Origin of the sequence: Hymenobacter swuensis DY53 (genome assembly GCF_000576555.1) — a bacterium.
GTDB lineage: Bacteria > Bacteroidota > Bacteroidia > Cytophagales > Hymenobacteraceae > Hymenobacter > Hymenobacter swuensis.
The window spans coordinates 3,242,082-3,257,454 of record NZ_CP007145.1; the positions used below are offsets into that span (position 1 = coordinate 3,242,082).

At 57.7% G+C, this 15,373-nt stretch carries 11 protein-coding genes and 1 tRNA gene; 6 read left to right on the top strand and 6 right to left on the bottom strand.

Annotated features, from left to right (window positions below):
- Positions 1-3 precede the first annotated feature (3 nt).
- The gene (locus HSW_RS24815; protein WP_231501299.1) at positions 4-507 is read left to right on the top strand and encodes a toll/interleukin-1 receptor domain-containing protein; all 504 of its coding nucleotides are present in this window, start codon (positions 4-6) and stop codon (positions 505-507) included.
- A gap of 87 nt (positions 508-594) precedes the next feature.
- On the opposite strand, the gene HSW_RS15130 is transcribed toward HSW_RS24815, so the two are convergent.
- The 5 genes from HSW_RS15130 to HSW_RS15150 form a co-directional block, all read right to left on the bottom strand.
- Positions 595-2,202, bottom strand: coding sequence for a type I restriction-modification system subunit M (locus tag HSW_RS15130; RefSeq protein WP_044002604.1), 1,608 nt, complete (start codon positions 2,200-2,202; stop codon positions 595-597).
- Positions 2,199-3,374 carry an AAA family ATPase gene (locus tag HSW_RS15135; protein WP_044002605.1) on the bottom strand — a complete coding sequence of 392 codons (1,176 nt, stop codon included), beginning with the start codon at positions 3,372-3,374 and terminating at the stop codon, positions 2,199-2,201. The genes HSW_RS15130 and HSW_RS15135 overlap by 4 nt, the downstream gene beginning before the upstream one ends.
- On the bottom strand, positions 3,371-4,672 hold the full coding sequence (locus tag HSW_RS15140; protein WP_044002606.1) for a restriction endonuclease subunit S: 1,302 nt from the start codon (positions 4,670-4,672) through the stop codon (positions 3,371-3,373). Before HSW_RS15140 ends, HSW_RS15135 begins: the two co-directional genes overlap by 4 nt.
- On the bottom strand, positions 4,665-7,643 hold the full coding sequence (locus HSW_RS15145; protein WP_044002607.1) for a type I restriction endonuclease subunit R: 2,979 nt from the start codon (positions 7,641-7,643) through the stop codon (positions 4,665-4,667). The genes HSW_RS15140 and HSW_RS15145 overlap by 8 nt, the downstream gene beginning before the upstream one ends.
- 116 nt (positions 7,644-7,759) lie before the next feature.
- Positions 7,760-7,833, bottom strand: a tRNA-Ile gene (locus HSW_RS15150).
- Positions 7,834-7,959: 126 nt separating this feature from the next.
- Between HSW_RS15150 and HSW_RS15155 the strand changes: the two genes are divergently transcribed.
- Genes HSW_RS15155 through HSW_RS15165 form a run of 3 tightly spaced genes read left to right on the top strand, consistent with a single transcriptional unit; the run spans position 7,960 to position 10,474 of the window.
- A complete protein-coding gene (locus tag HSW_RS15155; RefSeq protein WP_052346495.1) occupies positions 7,960-8,601 on the top strand; it encodes an HAD family hydrolase in 642 nt (213 codons plus the stop codon).
- A complete protein-coding gene (locus HSW_RS15160; protein WP_231501300.1) occupies positions 8,582-9,775 on the top strand; it encodes a site-2 protease family protein in 1,194 nt (397 codons plus the stop codon). The genes HSW_RS15155 and HSW_RS15160 overlap by 20 nt, the downstream gene beginning before the upstream one ends.
- A 48-nt stretch (positions 9,776-9,823) precedes the next feature.
- The gene (locus tag HSW_RS15165) at positions 9,824-10,474 is read left to right on the top strand and encodes a hypothetical protein (RefSeq protein WP_044002608.1); all 651 of its coding nucleotides are present in this window, start codon (positions 9,824-9,826) and stop codon (positions 10,472-10,474) included.
- Positions 10,475-10,579: 105 nt separating this feature from the next.
- Here the strand turns inward: HSW_RS15165 and HSW_RS15170 are convergent, their stop codons facing one another.
- Positions 10,580-11,767 carry a phosphoglycerate kinase gene (locus tag HSW_RS15170; protein WP_044002609.1) on the bottom strand — a complete coding sequence of 396 codons (1,188 nt, stop codon included), beginning with the start codon at positions 11,765-11,767 and terminating at the stop codon, positions 10,580-10,582.
- Positions 11,768-11,951: 184 nt separating this feature from the next.
- Between HSW_RS15170 and HSW_RS15175 the strand changes: the two genes are divergently transcribed.
- Both HSW_RS15175 and HSW_RS15180 read left to right on the top strand, forming a co-directional pair.
- Positions 11,952-14,723 (top strand): D-alanine--D-alanine ligase family protein, encoded by a 2,772-nt coding sequence (locus tag HSW_RS15175; protein WP_044002610.1) that lies wholly within the window; start codon positions 11,952-11,954, stop codon positions 14,721-14,723.
- Complete coding sequence (locus HSW_RS15180; protein ID WP_155832999.1) at positions 14,716-15,372, top strand: hypothetical protein; 657 nt, start codon at positions 14,716-14,718, stop codon at positions 15,370-15,372. Before HSW_RS15175 ends, HSW_RS15180 begins: the two co-directional genes overlap by 8 nt.
- Position 15,373: the final 1 nt, after the last annotated feature.

Here is a 15,373-nt window from a genome sequence, read left to right on the forward strand (position 1 = left end):
CGAATGCTTACACCGGTTCGCGAAAACGTCGAGAAACAGCTTGCCATGGAGAAGCAATTAGTCGAGCAGCACTTGCCCGTACCGGATACCCGAGACTATTTTCTTTGCCACGCATGGGCCGACCGCAAAGAGGCTGCTAAAGAGTTGTATGACCAGTTGGTGTCGCACGGTGCCTCAGTTTGGTTCAGTGAGAAAGATGTGCTTCTCGGTTCAACGCTACTCCGTGAAATCGACAAGGGATTAGTAAAGTCCCGAGTTGGAATCGTACTAGTGACCCCTGCATTCCTAGCTGGCATACCAAAAATGGGAATCGCCGACAAAGAACTTTCGGCACTCTTGGCGCAGGATAGACTCATCCCCATCGTACACAACACAACGTATGATGCCCTGCGTGGTGTTAGCCTACTGCTCGGCTCGCGAAGTGGCTTGGATACCGCAGAGGAGTCAATGAAAGACATTGCAGCCAAGCTGGCAGAGTTGGCCGCACCCGATTTGGTCGCGTCGTAGCACTTTTCAAGTGCAAAGCAAAAGCCCGTTTCCTATCTATATCACGTACGATATAGACAGGAAACGGGCTTTTGCTTTGCGTCCCCCCTAAATTAACGGCAGCCCCAGCTCCGCCAGGAAAGCGTTATGTCGCGCAGTGGCCTCAGCAGCTTTCTGCTCTATTTCCTGTAGCTGCTTGTGCACGGCCAGCAGGTCGATTTCCTCGGCGGAAGTGGCGGTGCTCACGTAGCGCGAAATGTTGAGGTTGTAGCCGTTCTGCTCAATCTCGGCCATGGGCACGCGGCGGGCGTAGCGGTCTTCCTCGCTCCGCTCCCGGTAGGTGCCCACGATTTTGTCGATGTCGGACTGGCGCAGGAAGTTCTGGCGCTTGCCCTTTTCGAAGTAGTCGCTGGCGTTGATGAACAGCACATCGTCGGGCTTCTTGCACTTCTTGAGCACGAGGATGCAGACGGGGATGCCGGTGCTGAAAAACAGGTTGGCGGGCAGGCCGATGACGGTGTCAATGTGGCCGTCCTTGAGCAGCTTGGTGCGGATGCGCTCCTCGGCCCCGCCCCGGAACAGCACGCCGTGGGGCAGGATGATGGCCATGGTGCCCTCGGGGCTGAGGAAGTGGAAGGCGTGCAGCAGGAAGGCAAAGTCGGCGGCCGACTTGGGGGCTAGGCCGTGGCTCTTGAAGCGGAAGTCTTCGCCCAGGGCCTCGGTGGGCTCCCAGCGGTAGGAGAAGGGCGGGTTGGCCACGATGGCGTCGAACTCCATCTTTTTGGCCGGGTTGGGCTCGTTGAGCAGGTCCCAGTCATTTTTGAGGGAGTCGCCGTGGTGGATGTCGAACTCGGTGTCCTTCACGCCGTGGAGCAGCATGTTCATGCGCGCCAGGTTGTAGGTGGTGATGTTCTTTTCCTGGCCGTAAATCTTGCCGATGCCGTGCGGGCCCATATGCTTGCGCACGTTCAGCAGCAGCGAGCCCGAGCCGCAGGTGATGTCGAGCACGCGCTCCAGCTTGGCGCGCTTGCCGGCAGCGGGGTTCTGGCCGTCGAGCACCACGATGTCGGACAGGATGGTGGAGATGGGCTGCGGGGTGTAGAACTCGCCGGCCTTCTTGCCGCCGCCGGCCGCAAACTGGCCGATGAGGTACTCGTAGGCGTCGCCCAGGGTATCGGCATCGGTGGAGAAGTCGCGGATGCCTTCCGAGATTTTCTGGATGATGGTGCAGAGCTTGGCGTTGCGCTCGGGGTAGGTGCGCCCGAGCTTCTCGGAGTTGAGGTTGATTTCGGAAAAGAGGCCCTGGAAGGTGCTGTCGAAGGACTCGTTTTCGATGAACTTGAAGCCTTCGCCGAGGGTCTTCAGCAGCTCGTCGTGCTGGGTGCGGGCCAACTCGGCGATGTGGCTCCACAGGTGCCGGGGCTCGATGACGTAGTGCACGCGGCGGCGCATGAGCTGCTCAAACTCGGGCACGTCGGCCGCGTTGGCGGCGTACCACACGGCCAGCGGGGCGCGCTGGTCGCCGGGGGGCAGGGTGGGGTAGTCGATGCCCAGCTCCTTGCGGGCGGCGGTTTCGTAGTTGTCGGAGAGGTAGCGCAGGAAGAGGAACGACAGCATGTAGTCGCGGAAGTCGTCGGCGTCCATGTTGCCCCGCAGCTGGTCGGCAATTGCCCAGAGGGTTTTGCCTAGTTGTTTGCTCTGTTGTTGGGTACTCATGCGATGGGTTCGGCAGTGGTGGGGGTTACCTCCGGAAACAGTGCCGGATTAAAGCGGTAGTTAGTCATGAAATCAAACAGAATTTGTCGGAAATATCCTTTATTCTCTGGCAGCATCTCTCGGGGCTCGAAAAGCGAATAGTTTCCATGGCTCAGGATATTAATTATCCTTGCATGCACAGTACCTTCCGGGTCATCGGCTGCTTGCTTTATGCAGGCCGAAAAATTACTAAATCCGTGGAAGCTAGCTGTCTTTTCCAAGATGCCGCGTAAGATATTAAAATGGTAGGTATAGAGTTTGCCATCTGCGCCGTTAGCTGCTTGGTACAAATCCTTAATTAGCGAAACATGGTGAAAAAAAGGCGTATCAGTAGTATCTTGTATAGTATAAGATTCATCAGCCGTATTCTTGCTCAAAAAATATTTTTTTGCGTTACCCAATTCATTACACATCACATTGAAAAAAAGCGAGTGATGCGAGGATATAACAGTTTTTAATCTATTGCCTGGCCTTTTGAGCATTTGGGCCAAGTGGCTGGCAACGGCAATAGCATTATTATCATCAAGTGAAGAAATCGGGTCGTCAACGTATAGATACCTTACCCAACTATAAGGAATTGGTGTTTCAGTTTCAGTATTGGGTTCAGCATCGATTGCAAGCTGTGCAACTGCTAAGAAAAAGCACCATATGAATATGTTCTCCTCGCCTCTGCTGACTTTTATAAATTCAACCCTCTCCGTTGACTCCTCCACCCGGATGTCGCGGTAGAAGTTAACAAAGCCGCCATCGTAATTAATTGTAAAGTCAAAGTCAGCATAGCGCTGCAATAGAGGGCGGATTCGGTTATCCATCTCTAGTTCACGTAGCCCGTCAAAAAAACGTGACTGAGTATTTAGAAGCAATCGACGTTCGGTATCATTTTCCAAATCATTGTTCCAGGAAAATAGGTCTTCCGTAAACGCATTGAAGTAAAGAGTATCTCCCTGTACGTCGGCATCATCCTCGCCTTCGGCATCAACTGTGTTATTAGTCTTGCCCGCATCTTTGAATGCAACTGATAAGCGCGTTTTGCCTGTACCGTTGTAAGCATAAAGTAGAACGCACTTTTTGGACGTGGGGTTATCGAAATCTATTGTCGTACGGAGGTGAGTAACTAGTTCAGATAGAGTCATGCCTCTGGGTTCTTAAGAGAAGAGAATAGGCCCTGCATTATCCCTTTTTTATGGAGTTTGAGAGCTTCCATTTTTTGCGTTTGCGCAGTGATGCGGTTGTCGAGTGAGGTGAGACAGTCGGCAATTTTTGTCTGCTCCTCAAGTTTGACAGGAAGTTTAACTATAATAGTCCTCAACGTTTTTTGGTTAATTCCTTTCGCTGTAGAGCCAGTCGAAAGCTTTTCAAGTTCGTCTTGAAACTGTTTGCTCCAAATTAGTTGAATAAGAAATTGGTTATTTACTAAGGATTTTGTTTTGAACGCGACTACGCGCTGACTTAGAATGTATTTCTGAGAGTCAGGAACTAAAAGAGCTTTGCCTAACGGGGCTTCCATCGTGAAGACAATATCTCCCTTTTCGAGATTTACTTTCCCCATCCATTTGTCATATAACTCCTCACTGCCCAAGTTGCATTCTGCATCAAAATCAATGAACCCATTTTTTACATTGTTTGCAGAAAGACTGATAATGTTGCCACCGCCCCAACTCATTCCAAGCTTTGGAGGTGTCCTTCCCCTAAAATCAAGAACATCATCGAGCAAATCATAAAAGCTAACATCCTTCCACTCCTCCCCATCCTGAAACTCCGAAAAACGCAGTTTCGGAACTGTTTCTCCTTCGGCAGGAAAGAGCCCCTGCATCAAACCCCGCTTGTGAGCTTGGAGAGCAATCAGCTTGGTATTTTGCGCGGTGATGAGGTCGTCTAGAGAAGAAAGGGTATCAGCGATTTTTTGCTGTTCCTCAATTGAAGGAATAGCTAGCGGCAGAACTTTGATTCTTTCCGCGTTCAAGTTTAATACTGCGGCACCGGCGGCATTAGCAATAAAGTAGGTTTGGCTCGCTTCTGAAGAAATAGCATAGTACAAATAATCCGTCAGGACATCATCTGCGATGTGTCTTATTGCTATCCATCCGTCATGAATACATGATTTTGTTTTCATGATGTATGGTCTGCCGAAACTCATAGAGTTAGACAGAATCAAATCACCAGGGCTAACTTCTCGGGTTTTGGATAAGGCTTCCCGGATTACCTTCTGCTGCGTTTTGAAAATGTATTTAGCTTCTGGCGCGACGTCGCCAATTTTCAACCAGTTTAACCCGTCGGGGTCAGTTGTAATAAAGTCTTCTATCGGACGAGGCGAGCCACCTCGGACTATCTCAGAGACTTCACCAAGTTTACTTTCTTTCCAACTATTCATCTCGCGGAACTCCGGAAACCGCAGCTTCGGCAGCGCCGTCTTTTTCGTTTCGTTACTCATAGGTTTTCAGTCCGGATATTTCGCGGCCTTGGGCCATTTTCTTCAATAGGGGAATCAGCTCGGCCATGAGCTCCTTTTCTTTGGCGGCGCGGGTTTTCCAGCCCAGGCCCAGCGGGGCCAGCAGGTCGCCCAGGGCTTCGCTGTCGAAAATCATGCGGCGCAGGATGCCGGCCACGAAGGCCGTGAGGGCTTCCGGGGCTACGCCGTGCGCGGTGGCGATGGCTGCCTGGGCGGCGGCGGTTTGGGCGGCTTTGTAGGCGTCGAAGCCCGCGCGGATTTCGGCTTCGGTGAAGCCGCGGTCGGTGGGCAGGCCGGCGAAGTAGGCGGTCAGGTCGTCGGCCTCGTCCATGAGGTTGGCGCTGGAGCCCAGCAGGCCGATGATTTGCTCGCGGGTCATCTTCTGCTTTTTCGGCCCCGGCGCGGTGCTGGCGGCCATCAGGCCCAGGATGTAGTCGTAGTCGATGACGGCCGAGGCGAAAAGCACGAACTCAAAGTCGAGCTGGAGCTGCTCCCCGCCGGCGTCGGGGCCGTCGGGGCCGGGGTGGCGGCCCTGCTGGTCGCGCAGGCGCTTGGCGGTTTCGAGGTACTGGCTGCGGAAGGCGCGCAGGTCGTCGGTGGGCAGCAGGGTTTCGAGCTGGGCTTTTTCGGGCTCGCCCAGGTCGGTGTACTGGTCGAGCTGGGTGCGAAGGCGCTGCACCTCCTTGAACTTCTCGATGAACTGGCCGCGGGCGGCGTCGCCCTTCAGGTTGGCTACTTCCTCGGGCCGGGCGGGCAGGTGCTGGCCTTGCAGGAAGGTTTCGAGCTGCTGCACGGCGGTTTCGTAGCGCGCCAGCACCACGGGGGCGGGGTCCACGAGCCAGATTTCCTTGGGGTCCTGCTTGTTTTCGAGGCCCGAGAACAGGGCAATGGCGGCATCCACGGCGGGCTGCTGCTGGCGGAAGTCGAGCACGTTGCCGTAGGGCTTGGTGTCGTTGAGCACGCGGTTGGTGCGCGAAAACGCCTGGATGAGGCCGTGGTGCTTGAGGTTCTTGTCGACGTACAGGGTGTTGAGGTACTTCGAGTCGAAGCCGGTGAGCAGCATGTCGACCACGATGGTGATGTCGATGCGCTGGGCGCGGGGGTAGTCGGCCACCGGCCACTTCTGGGCCTTGATGCGCTGCTGCACGTCCTGGTAGTACTGGTCGAACTCGGCGATGCTGTGGTTGGTGCCGTACTGTCGGTTGTAGTCGGCGATGATGGTTTTGAGGGCGGCCTTCTTGGTGTCGGGGTCTTCCTGGTTGTCCTGCTTTTCGTTGGGCAGGTCTTCCTGAATCTGGCGCACGTCGGCGTTGCCCTCGGCGGGCGGCGAAAACACGCAGGCCACGTTCAGGGGGCGGAAATCGGGGTCAGCGGCCCGTTTAGCCTGCTCCTGCTTGAACAGCTCGTAGTAGGCAATGGCGTCGTTGATGCTCTGGGTGGCCAGCACGGCGTTGAAGCGGCGCTGGAGAGTGGCCCCGTCGTGCTTGGCCAGAATGGACTCGACCACGGCCTGCCGGGCCGAGGCGGTGCCGGGCTTGGGGCTGGCCGCGCCGTCGGGCTTGAAGTAGTCGACGTGGAAGCGCAGCACGTTCTTGTCCTCGATGGCGTGCGTGATGGTGTAGGGGTGCAGGCGCTTCTGGAAAATGTCCTCCGTGGTCTGGTACGACGCTTCCTGCCCGTCTACCTGCGTGTAGATGGCATTAGCCTCAAAAATGGGCGTGCCGGTGAAGCCGAATAGCTGGGCCTTCGGAAAAAACTCCTTGATGGCCTTGTGGTTTTCGCCGAACTGCGAGCGGTGGCACTCGTCGAAGATGAGCACCACGCGCTTGTCGCGCAGGGGTTGCAGTTGGGTTTTGTAGTCCTTGGGGTGGCTGGGGTCGAGGGCGAGGCCAAGCTTCTGGATGGTAGTCACGATGACCTTGTCGGCGTAGTCCTGGGAGAGCAGGCGGCGCACCAGGGCGCCGGTGTTGGTGTTTTCCTCCACGCAGCCTTCCTGAAACCGGTTGAACTCCTCGCGGGTCTGGCGGTCGAGGTCTTTGCGGTCGACCACGAAGAGGCACTTCTCAATGTCGGGGTTGTCCTTGAGCAGGGTCGAGGCCTTGAAGGAGGTGAGCGTTTTGCCGCTGCCGGTGGTGTGCCAGATGTAGCCGTTGCCCCGGTTCTGGTGGATGCAGTCGACAATGGCCTTCACGGCGTAAATCTGGTAGGGGCGCATCACCAGCAGCTTCTGCTCGCTTTCCACCAGCACCATGTAGCGGCTAATCATCTCGGCCAGCGTGCACTTGGCCAGAAATTTCTCGGCAAACTCGCCGAGCTGGGTGATTTTGCGGTTGTCTTCGGCCGCGTACTGGTACACGGGCAGAAACTGCTCGTCGGCCGAGAAGCTGAAGTGCTCGGGGCGGTTGTTGGCGAAGTAGTAGGTGCTGCTGCGGTTCGAGACGATGAACAGCTGCACGAAGCACAGGAGGGTGTTGGTGTAGCCGTTGCCGGGGTCGGCCTTGTAGTTCACAATCTGCTGCATGGCCACGCGGGGCGACACTTGCAGGGTCTTCAGCTCAATCTGAACCAGCGGCAGGCCGTTGAGCAGCAGCAGCACATCGTAGCGGTGGTGGCTATTGGCGGTGTTGATGCGTAGCTGGTTCACCACCTCAAAGTCGTTCTTGCACCAGTCCTTGAGGTTGACCAGCGTGTAGTGCAGCGGCGTGCCGTCTTCGCGGGTGAAGGTGTTTTGCTGCCGCAGGGTTTTCGACGCTTGGAACACGTCGGGGTTCACGATTTCATCGCGCAGGCGGCTGAACTCGGCGTCGGAGAGCGTCACGCGGTTCAGGGCCTCGAATTTCTGGCGGAAGTTGGCTTCCAGCGCAGCCCGGTCGCGGATGTCGGGGCGGGGGGTGTACTTCAGGCGTGTAAGGTCGCCAATGAAGCCATATTCAATTTGCTGTTCGTTAACCATATTTAGATACAGTACTATTCGTGTAGATGGCACAAGGAGATGTCCCGCTAGCTGTCCCGTGAAAAAATTTAAGCTGCATAAACTACTGAAAATCAATAGTTTATGCAGCTTAAATGTGGGCCCAACTGGAATCGAACCAGTGACCTGCTGATTATGAGTCAGCTGCTCTAACCGATTGAGCTATAGGCCCGATGCGTGGCCAGCTGCTAAAGCAGTTGGTTTCGGCAGCACAAACTTCGACTTTTACGGTGGATTTTGCAATTACCCTGATCAGGAAAAGCAGCCTGCCTGTCCAGTACCCCAGCTACTCAGCCTTATGCCTCAGAAACTACCTAACCTGCTTTTCGATTTCGGCGGGGTCATTATCAATATTGATTATAGCCTGACGCTGGCGGCCATGCGTCGACACGGCGGTACCATTGAATTTACCCAAGCCGCTCAGGCAGAACTATTCGATCAAATGGAAACCGGCCGGCTCAGCGCGGAAGCCTTCCGCGCCGGTTTGCGGCAGCACTACCAGCTCATGGCTACCGATGAGGAGTTGGACGCGGCCTGGAACGCCATGCTGCTGGATGTGCCCGCCGAACGACTGGCCCTGCTGGCCGACCTGCGCGCTCAAGGCTACCAGACGGCCCTACTATCAAATACCAACCAGATTCACATTGAGGAAATAAACCGGCGGCTACAGGTGCAGTATGGGTTGGAGCACGGCATTGCCGACTGCTTGGACCGCGTATTTTACTCCCAGCAGGTAGGGTTACGTAAGCCGGGAGAGGAAATTTTCCGGCATGCCCTGCGGGAGATGAACTGGAAGGCCGAGGAAACGTTGTTTATTGAAGATAGTCCCCAGCACATTGAAACGGCCCGCCGGCTGGGGCTGCATACGCTTTTCCTGACGCCGCCTCTCACGCTGCAAGACGCTCTGCCCGCTGCCCTCCGTGCCTTCCCCAACCGATAATGCCCCGCTGTTGCCCCTGCCTGATGTACAGGCCTCCATTCACGATACCACGGCCGGGCTACGGGAAGCCGAGGCGGCTTTTCGTCGGTATGAGCGGCCGCCCTGGCCCCGCTGGGCGCGTTACACGCTACATCTGCTGCTGTTTCTGGTTACACTCCTGACCACTACGCTGGCCGGGGTGCAACTGCGCACCGGCGGCCTCGATTTTCTGCCGGTACAGTTGCTGCTGCAGCCGCTGGCCAACAGTTGGGCCGCCCTGCAACCCGGCTTGGCGTATTCGCTGCCGTTTCTAGGGGTGCTGACGGTACACGAGTTCGGGCACTACTTCACGGCCCGTTACCACCAGATTCGGGCCACGCTACCCTACTTCATTCCGCTACCCTTGGGTATCGGCACCTTCGGGGCCGTCATCCGCATCAAGGACCGGATTTTCTCCCGTCGTGAGTTTTTTGATGTGGGTTTAGCCGGGCCGCTGGCCGGCTTTGTGGTGGCGGTGGGGGTGCTGGCTTACGGTTTTTTGCACCTGCCACCGCAGGAAGATATAGCCCCATTTACATCCATTCCAGATTTTACCCTGGCTCAGCCGTTACTTTTTCAGGGCATGGCGGCTCTGCTGGCCGACCCCACCCGGCTGCCGCACCCGAACGAGCTGCTGCACTACCCGGTGCTGACGGCGGGGTTGCTGGCGCTGTTCTTCACGGCCCTGAACCTGCTACCCATCGGGCAGCTCGATGGCGGCCATATTGTGTACGGACTACTGGGGCCGCGCCGGGCGGCGCGGGTATCGGTGGTGCTGTTCGTGGGGTTTATCTTCTATGCCGGACTGGGGCTGTTTTCACTGCTTTCTGACCTTGATACTTGGCTGTACTGGGGCGCGCCGTACGCACTCTACCTCTGGACGGTATTCCGACGGGCTGTGCCCACTGCCCGGCGCGCGGTGCTGCTGGCGGCAGCCGTGTGGCTGGGGCAGGTGGCCCTGGCCTCGGGCGTGCCCGGCCTCGATGGCAACCCGGGCTGGCTGCTATTTGGCCTGCTGCTGGCCCGCGTTATGGGCATTTTCCACCCGCCCGCGCCCGATGAGCGGCCACTTTCTAGGGGGCGCCAAGTGCTGGGCTGGCTGCTACTGGGTATTTTTGTACTCTGCTTCTCCCCTTCTCCTATCGTACTTCGCTGAAGATTTCAGCCGGTTAATCGTTTTTTTTTTCGACTCCGGCACCATTGAATGACTACTGCTCAATTCGCTTATACGCACTTTTCCCGGGGCTCCACGCTGCTGCTCATGCGCCAGCACGGCCTGTACGTGAGTCAGCGCAACCGTCGGGGCGTGGCCTGGCTGGAAACCGAAATTCCCTACGAAGAGCTGCTGCCCGTGGAGCTGGAATACCACGAGCCTGCCCCGCTGCACCTGCCCCCGGCCGGTACCTGGGTAGCCGTTTGGATAGTCGTGCAGGGCTTGAGCCGCCTACTGAAAAGTGAGCCGGGACTTTCGACCGAGCTGTGGGTGGCCTGTATCGGGTTTCTGGCGGGACTGGCGGGCGTACTGCTGACCCGCCGCTACTGGGGACGCACGGTCACCATCAGCACCAACCGCATCCGCGTTACGCTGCCCAACCGTCGTGGCCGCCGCGACGCCCTCGAAACCTTCATGGAAGCCCTGCGCCTGCGCGCCCACGCCTACCTGCGTGACGAGTACGCTCAGGTAAACCCGCTTGGCCCCATCGAACTGCAGCTGCACCGCCTCAACTGGCTCCATCACCTCAATGTCCTCTCCGAGCAGGAGCTACGTACCCTCAGCACCCGCCTCACTGGCCGCCTCTCCCTAGACTCCATCAAGCTCATGGGCCAGGATCTGGAAACGCCTTATGTGAATTAGGGTTAGAAGTGAGAACAAAGAAATGAGAGCTGAACTTTTCGTTCTGGCAACGCGCCATTGAACGAAAAGCTCAGCTCTCATTTCTTTGTTCTTACTTCTGAATCTCTACCCTAGCGCCGTTACGCCGGGCAGTTCTTTGCCTTCCATGTACTCCAGCAGCGCGCCACCGCCGGTGCTGATGTAGCTCACTTGGTCGGCGAAGCCGAGCTGGTTGACGGCCGCGGCCGAGTCGCCGCCGCCGATGAGGCTGAAGGCACCCGACTCGCGGGTGGCGTCGGCAATGGCCTGGGCTACGGCAGTGGTGCCTTTGGCGAAGGTGGGCAGTTCGAACACGCCCATCGGGCCGTTCCAGAGGATGGTTTTGGAGTTGCGCACTACCTCGCTGAACGCCTTGATGGAGTCGGGGCCGAGGTCGAGGCCGAGCCAGCCGTCGGGAATCTGGTCGTTGGCGGCCACCTTGGTTTCGGCATCGTTGGCGAATTTATCGGCAATGAGGCTGTCGGTGGGCAGCAGCAGGTTTACGCCTTTAGCTTTGGCCTTCTCGATGAGTTCCAGGGCCAGGTCCATCTTATCGGCCTCCAGCAAGGAGCTCCCAATGCTGCCGCCCTGGGCTTTGGCAAACGTGTAGGCCATGCCGCCGCCGATGAGCAGGTTGTCCACCCGGTCGAGCAGCTTCTCGATGATGAGGATTTTATCGGAAATCTTGGCCCCGCCCATGATGGCGGTGAAGGGGCGCTCAGCTTCTTCCAGCACCTTTTTGGCGTTGTCCAGCTCACCCTGCAGCAGGTAGCCGCCCACGCGGTCCTCGGGGGCAAACGACTCGGCAATAACGGCGGTGGAGGCGTGCTTGCGGTGGGCCGCCCCGAAGGCGTCGTTCACGTACACGTCGCCGAGCTTGGCCAGCTTGGCAGCAAATTCGGGGTTGCCTTTCTCTTCTTCGGCGTAGAAACGCACGTTTTCGACCAGCAGAATCTGGCCGGGCTGCAGGGCGTTAGCCTGAACTTCTGCCTGTAGCGCATCGGCGGCAAACTGCACTTCCTGCCCGTACTCTTGGCCTAGACGGGCCACCAGATGCTTGAGGGAAAACTTGTCCTCGGGACCGCCTTTGGGCCGGCCCAGATGCGAGAGCAGCACCACGGAACCACCATCCTTCAGAATTTTTTTGATAGTAGGCGTGGCAGCCCGGATGCGGGTATCGTCGGTAATGGCGAAGCTTTTGTCGAGCGGCACGTTGAAATCTACGCGCACCACGGCGCGCTTGCCGGCGAAGTTGTACTGATCGAGGGTTTTCATGGAAAGAAGAAATGGGTTTGGCTGAGGCGAAGATAGGTAATGGGGGAATGAGAGGATGAAGCAATGAATGGATGAGCAGGCGGGTAGCACGCGAGATTCCTCGCTCCGCTCGGAATGACGTGCTTGTTTTCATCAGGCGCCTTATTCCGTCCTCACCTCTTGAAATACTACCTTTGCCTCCGATATGAAAATTGGCATCTTCTTCGGTGGCCCGTCGCGCGAACGGGAAATCAGCTTCGCGGGCGGCCGCACCGTGTACGATAATCTGGATAAGTCCCTATTTGAGGCCGTGCCCGTGTTTGTGGACAGCCGGGGCAATTTCATCCTGCTGAACTGGGAGTACATCTACAAAGGTACCATCCGCGACTTTTACCCGCCCGTATCGGCGCTGCCGCACACGGAGCTGCCGGTTCAGATGTACTTCGAGAGCCTGGGCGAGCTGAGCCTGGAAGAGCAGGACCGCATCATTTTGGAAGTGGGCCGCCGCGTGGAGCCCCGGGAGCTGGCCGACCTCCTCGATTTCGCCTTCCTGGCCCTGCACGGGCCCGCCGGCGAGGACGGGGCCGTTCAGGGCCTGCTGGAGTGGTACGGCATTCCGTACTCGGGCTCCGGCATCCTGCCCTCGGCCTTCGGTATCGACAAGATTGCCCAGAAGAAACTGCTGAAAGCATTGGACCGGCCCACGCCAGATTTCCGCCTCATCACGGCCGAGGAATGGGACGCGGCCGATCCGCAGGCCACTCTGGAGTATCTGGTACGTGAGCTGGGTCTGCCACTGGTATTCAAAGCCCCGCGTCAAGGCAGCAGCATCGGCATTAGTATTTTGCGCGAAGCCGACGTAGCGAAGTTTGCTACCGCCGTGGAACGTAGCCTGTTCCGCAAAACAGTGACGCAAACGGAGTGGCAGGCACTATCGGAGCAGCAGAAAACCGTGTGGCTCCAGCAGCTGGTGGATATTCGGGATGGGATTGGGCTGCCGGTTGTTTTAGCTGATAGCTCAGAGCTGTTAGCCGTTGGCGCTTCTTTGAATGACGCTAACAGCCAACAGCCAACAGCTAACAGCCAGCACCTCATCTACCAACCCGAGGAACTGCTGCGTGCCCTGGATACGCACCTTGCCACGACCGAAGCCGTGCGCCTGACCAGCATGGAGGGCGAAACTCAGGTGCTGGTGGAGAGCTTCGTGCAGGGCCGCGAGTTTTCCTGCATTGTGGTGGAGGATGCCGCCGGTCAGCCGCTGGCCCTGCCGCCCACAGAGATTGTGAAGGGCGAGGAAATGTTCGACTACCGCTCGAAATACCTGCCCGGCCTCTCCCGCAAAATCACCCCCATCGACCTGCCCGAGGCCGACATCCAGCGCATCCGGGAAGCCTGCGAGGAGATGTTCCGCACCTTCGGTTTTCAGGTATACGCTCGCTTGGACGGCTTTATTGGCCCCGATGGCAAGCTGTTCCTCAACGACCCGAATACTACTTCGGGTATGCTGCCGGCGTCGTTCTTCTTCCACCAGGCGGCCGAAATCGGGCTGAACCCCTCGCAGTTCCTGACGTTCCTGATTCGCACCTCTTTGGCGGCGCGGCGACGCGGCGGGCTGCGGCCGGTAAAGCTGGCGGGCCTGCTGGCGCAACTGGATGCGGCCGTGGCAGCCCGGGCGTCGGAGGAGCGCACGCGCACCAAAGTGGCCGTTATTATGGGCGGCTACTCATCGGAGCGGCACATTTCGGTGGAAAGCGGCCGGAATATCTATGAAAAGCTCAGCTCCTCTGTCAAGTACGAGCCGGTGCCCGTGTTCCTGACCGGCAGCAGTCAGGAGTTCCGCCTCTACGTGCTGCCCATCAACGTGATGCTCAAGGACAACGCCGACGACATCCGCGAGAAGGTGGAGTACATGGAGGCCGGCCACGCGCTGCACCCCATTCTGGAGCGCATCCGCCGCGAGGCCCAGGGCATCACCAGCACCTTTGCCGGTCAGCCCACGGCCCAGCCGCGCCGGGTGAGCTTTGAGGAGCTGGCAGGCATGGTGGACGAGGTGTTTATTGCCCTGCACGGCCGCCCCGGCGAGGACGGCGCGCTGCAACGGGAGTTGGAGAGATTTGGCCTGCCCTACAACGGCTCGGGCGTGGAAAGCTCCAGCATCACCATCAACAAGTTCGAAACCAACAAGCGCCTGCGCGAAGCCGGCCTACGCGTGGCCGAGCACCGCATGGCCGCCCGCCTGGAGTGGGATGCCGATGCCGAGAGCTTCTACCGCAGCCTCGAAACCCAGTTCCCCTACCCATTCATTGCCAAGCCCGCCGACGACGGCTGCTCCTCGGCCGTGAAGAAAATCAAGAACCGGGCGGAGTTGGAGGCCTTCACCCGCCTCATCTTCCGCAGCCAGGAGGACCTTATGCCCGCCGATGCCACCACGCTCAGCCTGGGCTTTAAGGAGGAATTCCCGCAGAAGGAAGCCTTCCTGGTAGAAACCCTGATTGACCGCGACGGCGCGGCCCACTTCCTGGAAGTAACCGGCGGCCTGCTCACGCACTGGGACGAAAACGGCCAATTAAAAATAGAGGTGTTCGAGGCTTCCGAGGCGCTGGCCACCGGCGAGGTGCTGAGTCTGGAAGAGAAGTTCTTGGCCGGCGAAGGTCAGAACATCACCCCGGCCCGCTACGCCACCGACCTCATGGAGCGCCAACGCGTGTCGGAGGAGGTGAAACAGGAGCTTCGCCGGGTGGCTGAAATCCTGCACATCCAGGGCTACGCCCGCATCGATGCCTTTGTACGGGTGCGCCAGAACGGGGCCGTGGAGGTCATCATCATCGAGGTGAACTCCCTGCCCGGCATGACGCCCGCCACCTGCATCTTCCACCAGACGGCCCTGGCCGGCTACACGCCTTACGATTTCATCGACCGGATTCTGGAGTTCGGCAAGCAGCGCACGGAAAAGCAGATACCTACCACCCATGGATAATCAGCAAATAGCGCATTACTTGCAGCAGCAACGTGATACTGCCTTAACTTCATTTCAGGCAGTAACAACCATGCACCCGCGTATTCGGGCCTGTTTTGCCACGTTGCAGGCGTTTGATTTTGCGGCGTACCGTCAACAGTTGCACGGCGAAATACTTCGCAACTTGGCCCAGTGGCAGATTCTCGCTAAACCGGAGGAAGCGTTGCAACCGTTGGATGCTTTGCTGTTCGAATTTAACAGCATTTATGAGTACGCGGAGCAGGCTGACGCCTATGGCATAGTCGATTGGCAGGACGCTGCGCCACATATAGAGGGCTTCGATATGGGCTATAAGCATGACTTTCGAAAGGGTTTTGAAGCCGTGCCAGGCATGTCACTCAGCTTTCTAAAACCGCTCGAAGTTCTATTGGACCCTGGAACAATAGATGAATTGGTGGATGATGAACAGGATATGGAGGAAGTGCCTGGGTTCCAGCCATTGGCCGACGCCTATTTGTTCAGTGGGTTGGCTGTGGTGCACGATGTACTAGCAGAACTGAACCAGCAAAACCATTTCGCGGGTATTGGCCTCAAGCCAGCCGCACAAATTTTACTTGGTGGGCATGATACGGGGATAGTTTATCCGTTGCTTTTCACTGCTTCCAAGTAAT

Coding starts and splice junctions, on each gene's coding strand:
- HSW_RS24815 (WP_231501299.1), top strand. CDS start 4: ATGCTTACACCGGTTCGCGAAAACGTCGAGAAACAGCTTGCCATGGAG.
- HSW_RS15130 (WP_044002604.1), bottom strand. CDS start 2,202: ATGAGTACCCAACAACAGAGCAAACAACTAGGCAAAACCCTCTGGGCA.
- HSW_RS15135 (WP_044002605.1), bottom strand. CDS start 3,374: ATGACTCTATCTGAACTAGTTACTCACCTCCGTACGACAATAGATTTC.
- HSW_RS15140 (WP_044002606.1), bottom strand. CDS start 4,672: ATGAGTAACGAAACGAAAAAGACGGCGCTGCCGAAGCTGCGGTTTCCG.
- HSW_RS15145 (WP_044002607.1), bottom strand. CDS start 7,643: ATGGTTAACGAACAGCAAATTGAATATGGCTTCATTGGCGACCTTACA.
- HSW_RS15155 (WP_052346495.1), top strand. CDS start 7,960: ATGCCTCAGAAACTACCTAACCTGCTTTTCGATTTCGGCGGGGTCATT.
- HSW_RS15165 (WP_044002608.1), top strand. CDS start 9,824: ATGACTACTGCTCAATTCGCTTATACGCACTTTTCCCGGGGCTCCACG.
- HSW_RS15170 (WP_044002609.1), bottom strand. CDS start 11,767: ATGAAAACCCTCGATCAGTACAACTTCGCCGGCAAGCGCGCCGTGGTG.
- HSW_RS15175 (WP_044002610.1), top strand. CDS start 11,952: ATGAAAATTGGCATCTTCTTCGGTGGCCCGTCGCGCGAACGGGAAATC.
- HSW_RS15180 (WP_155832999.1), top strand. CDS start 14,716: ATGGATAATCAGCAAATAGCGCATTACTTGCAGCAGCAACGTGATACT.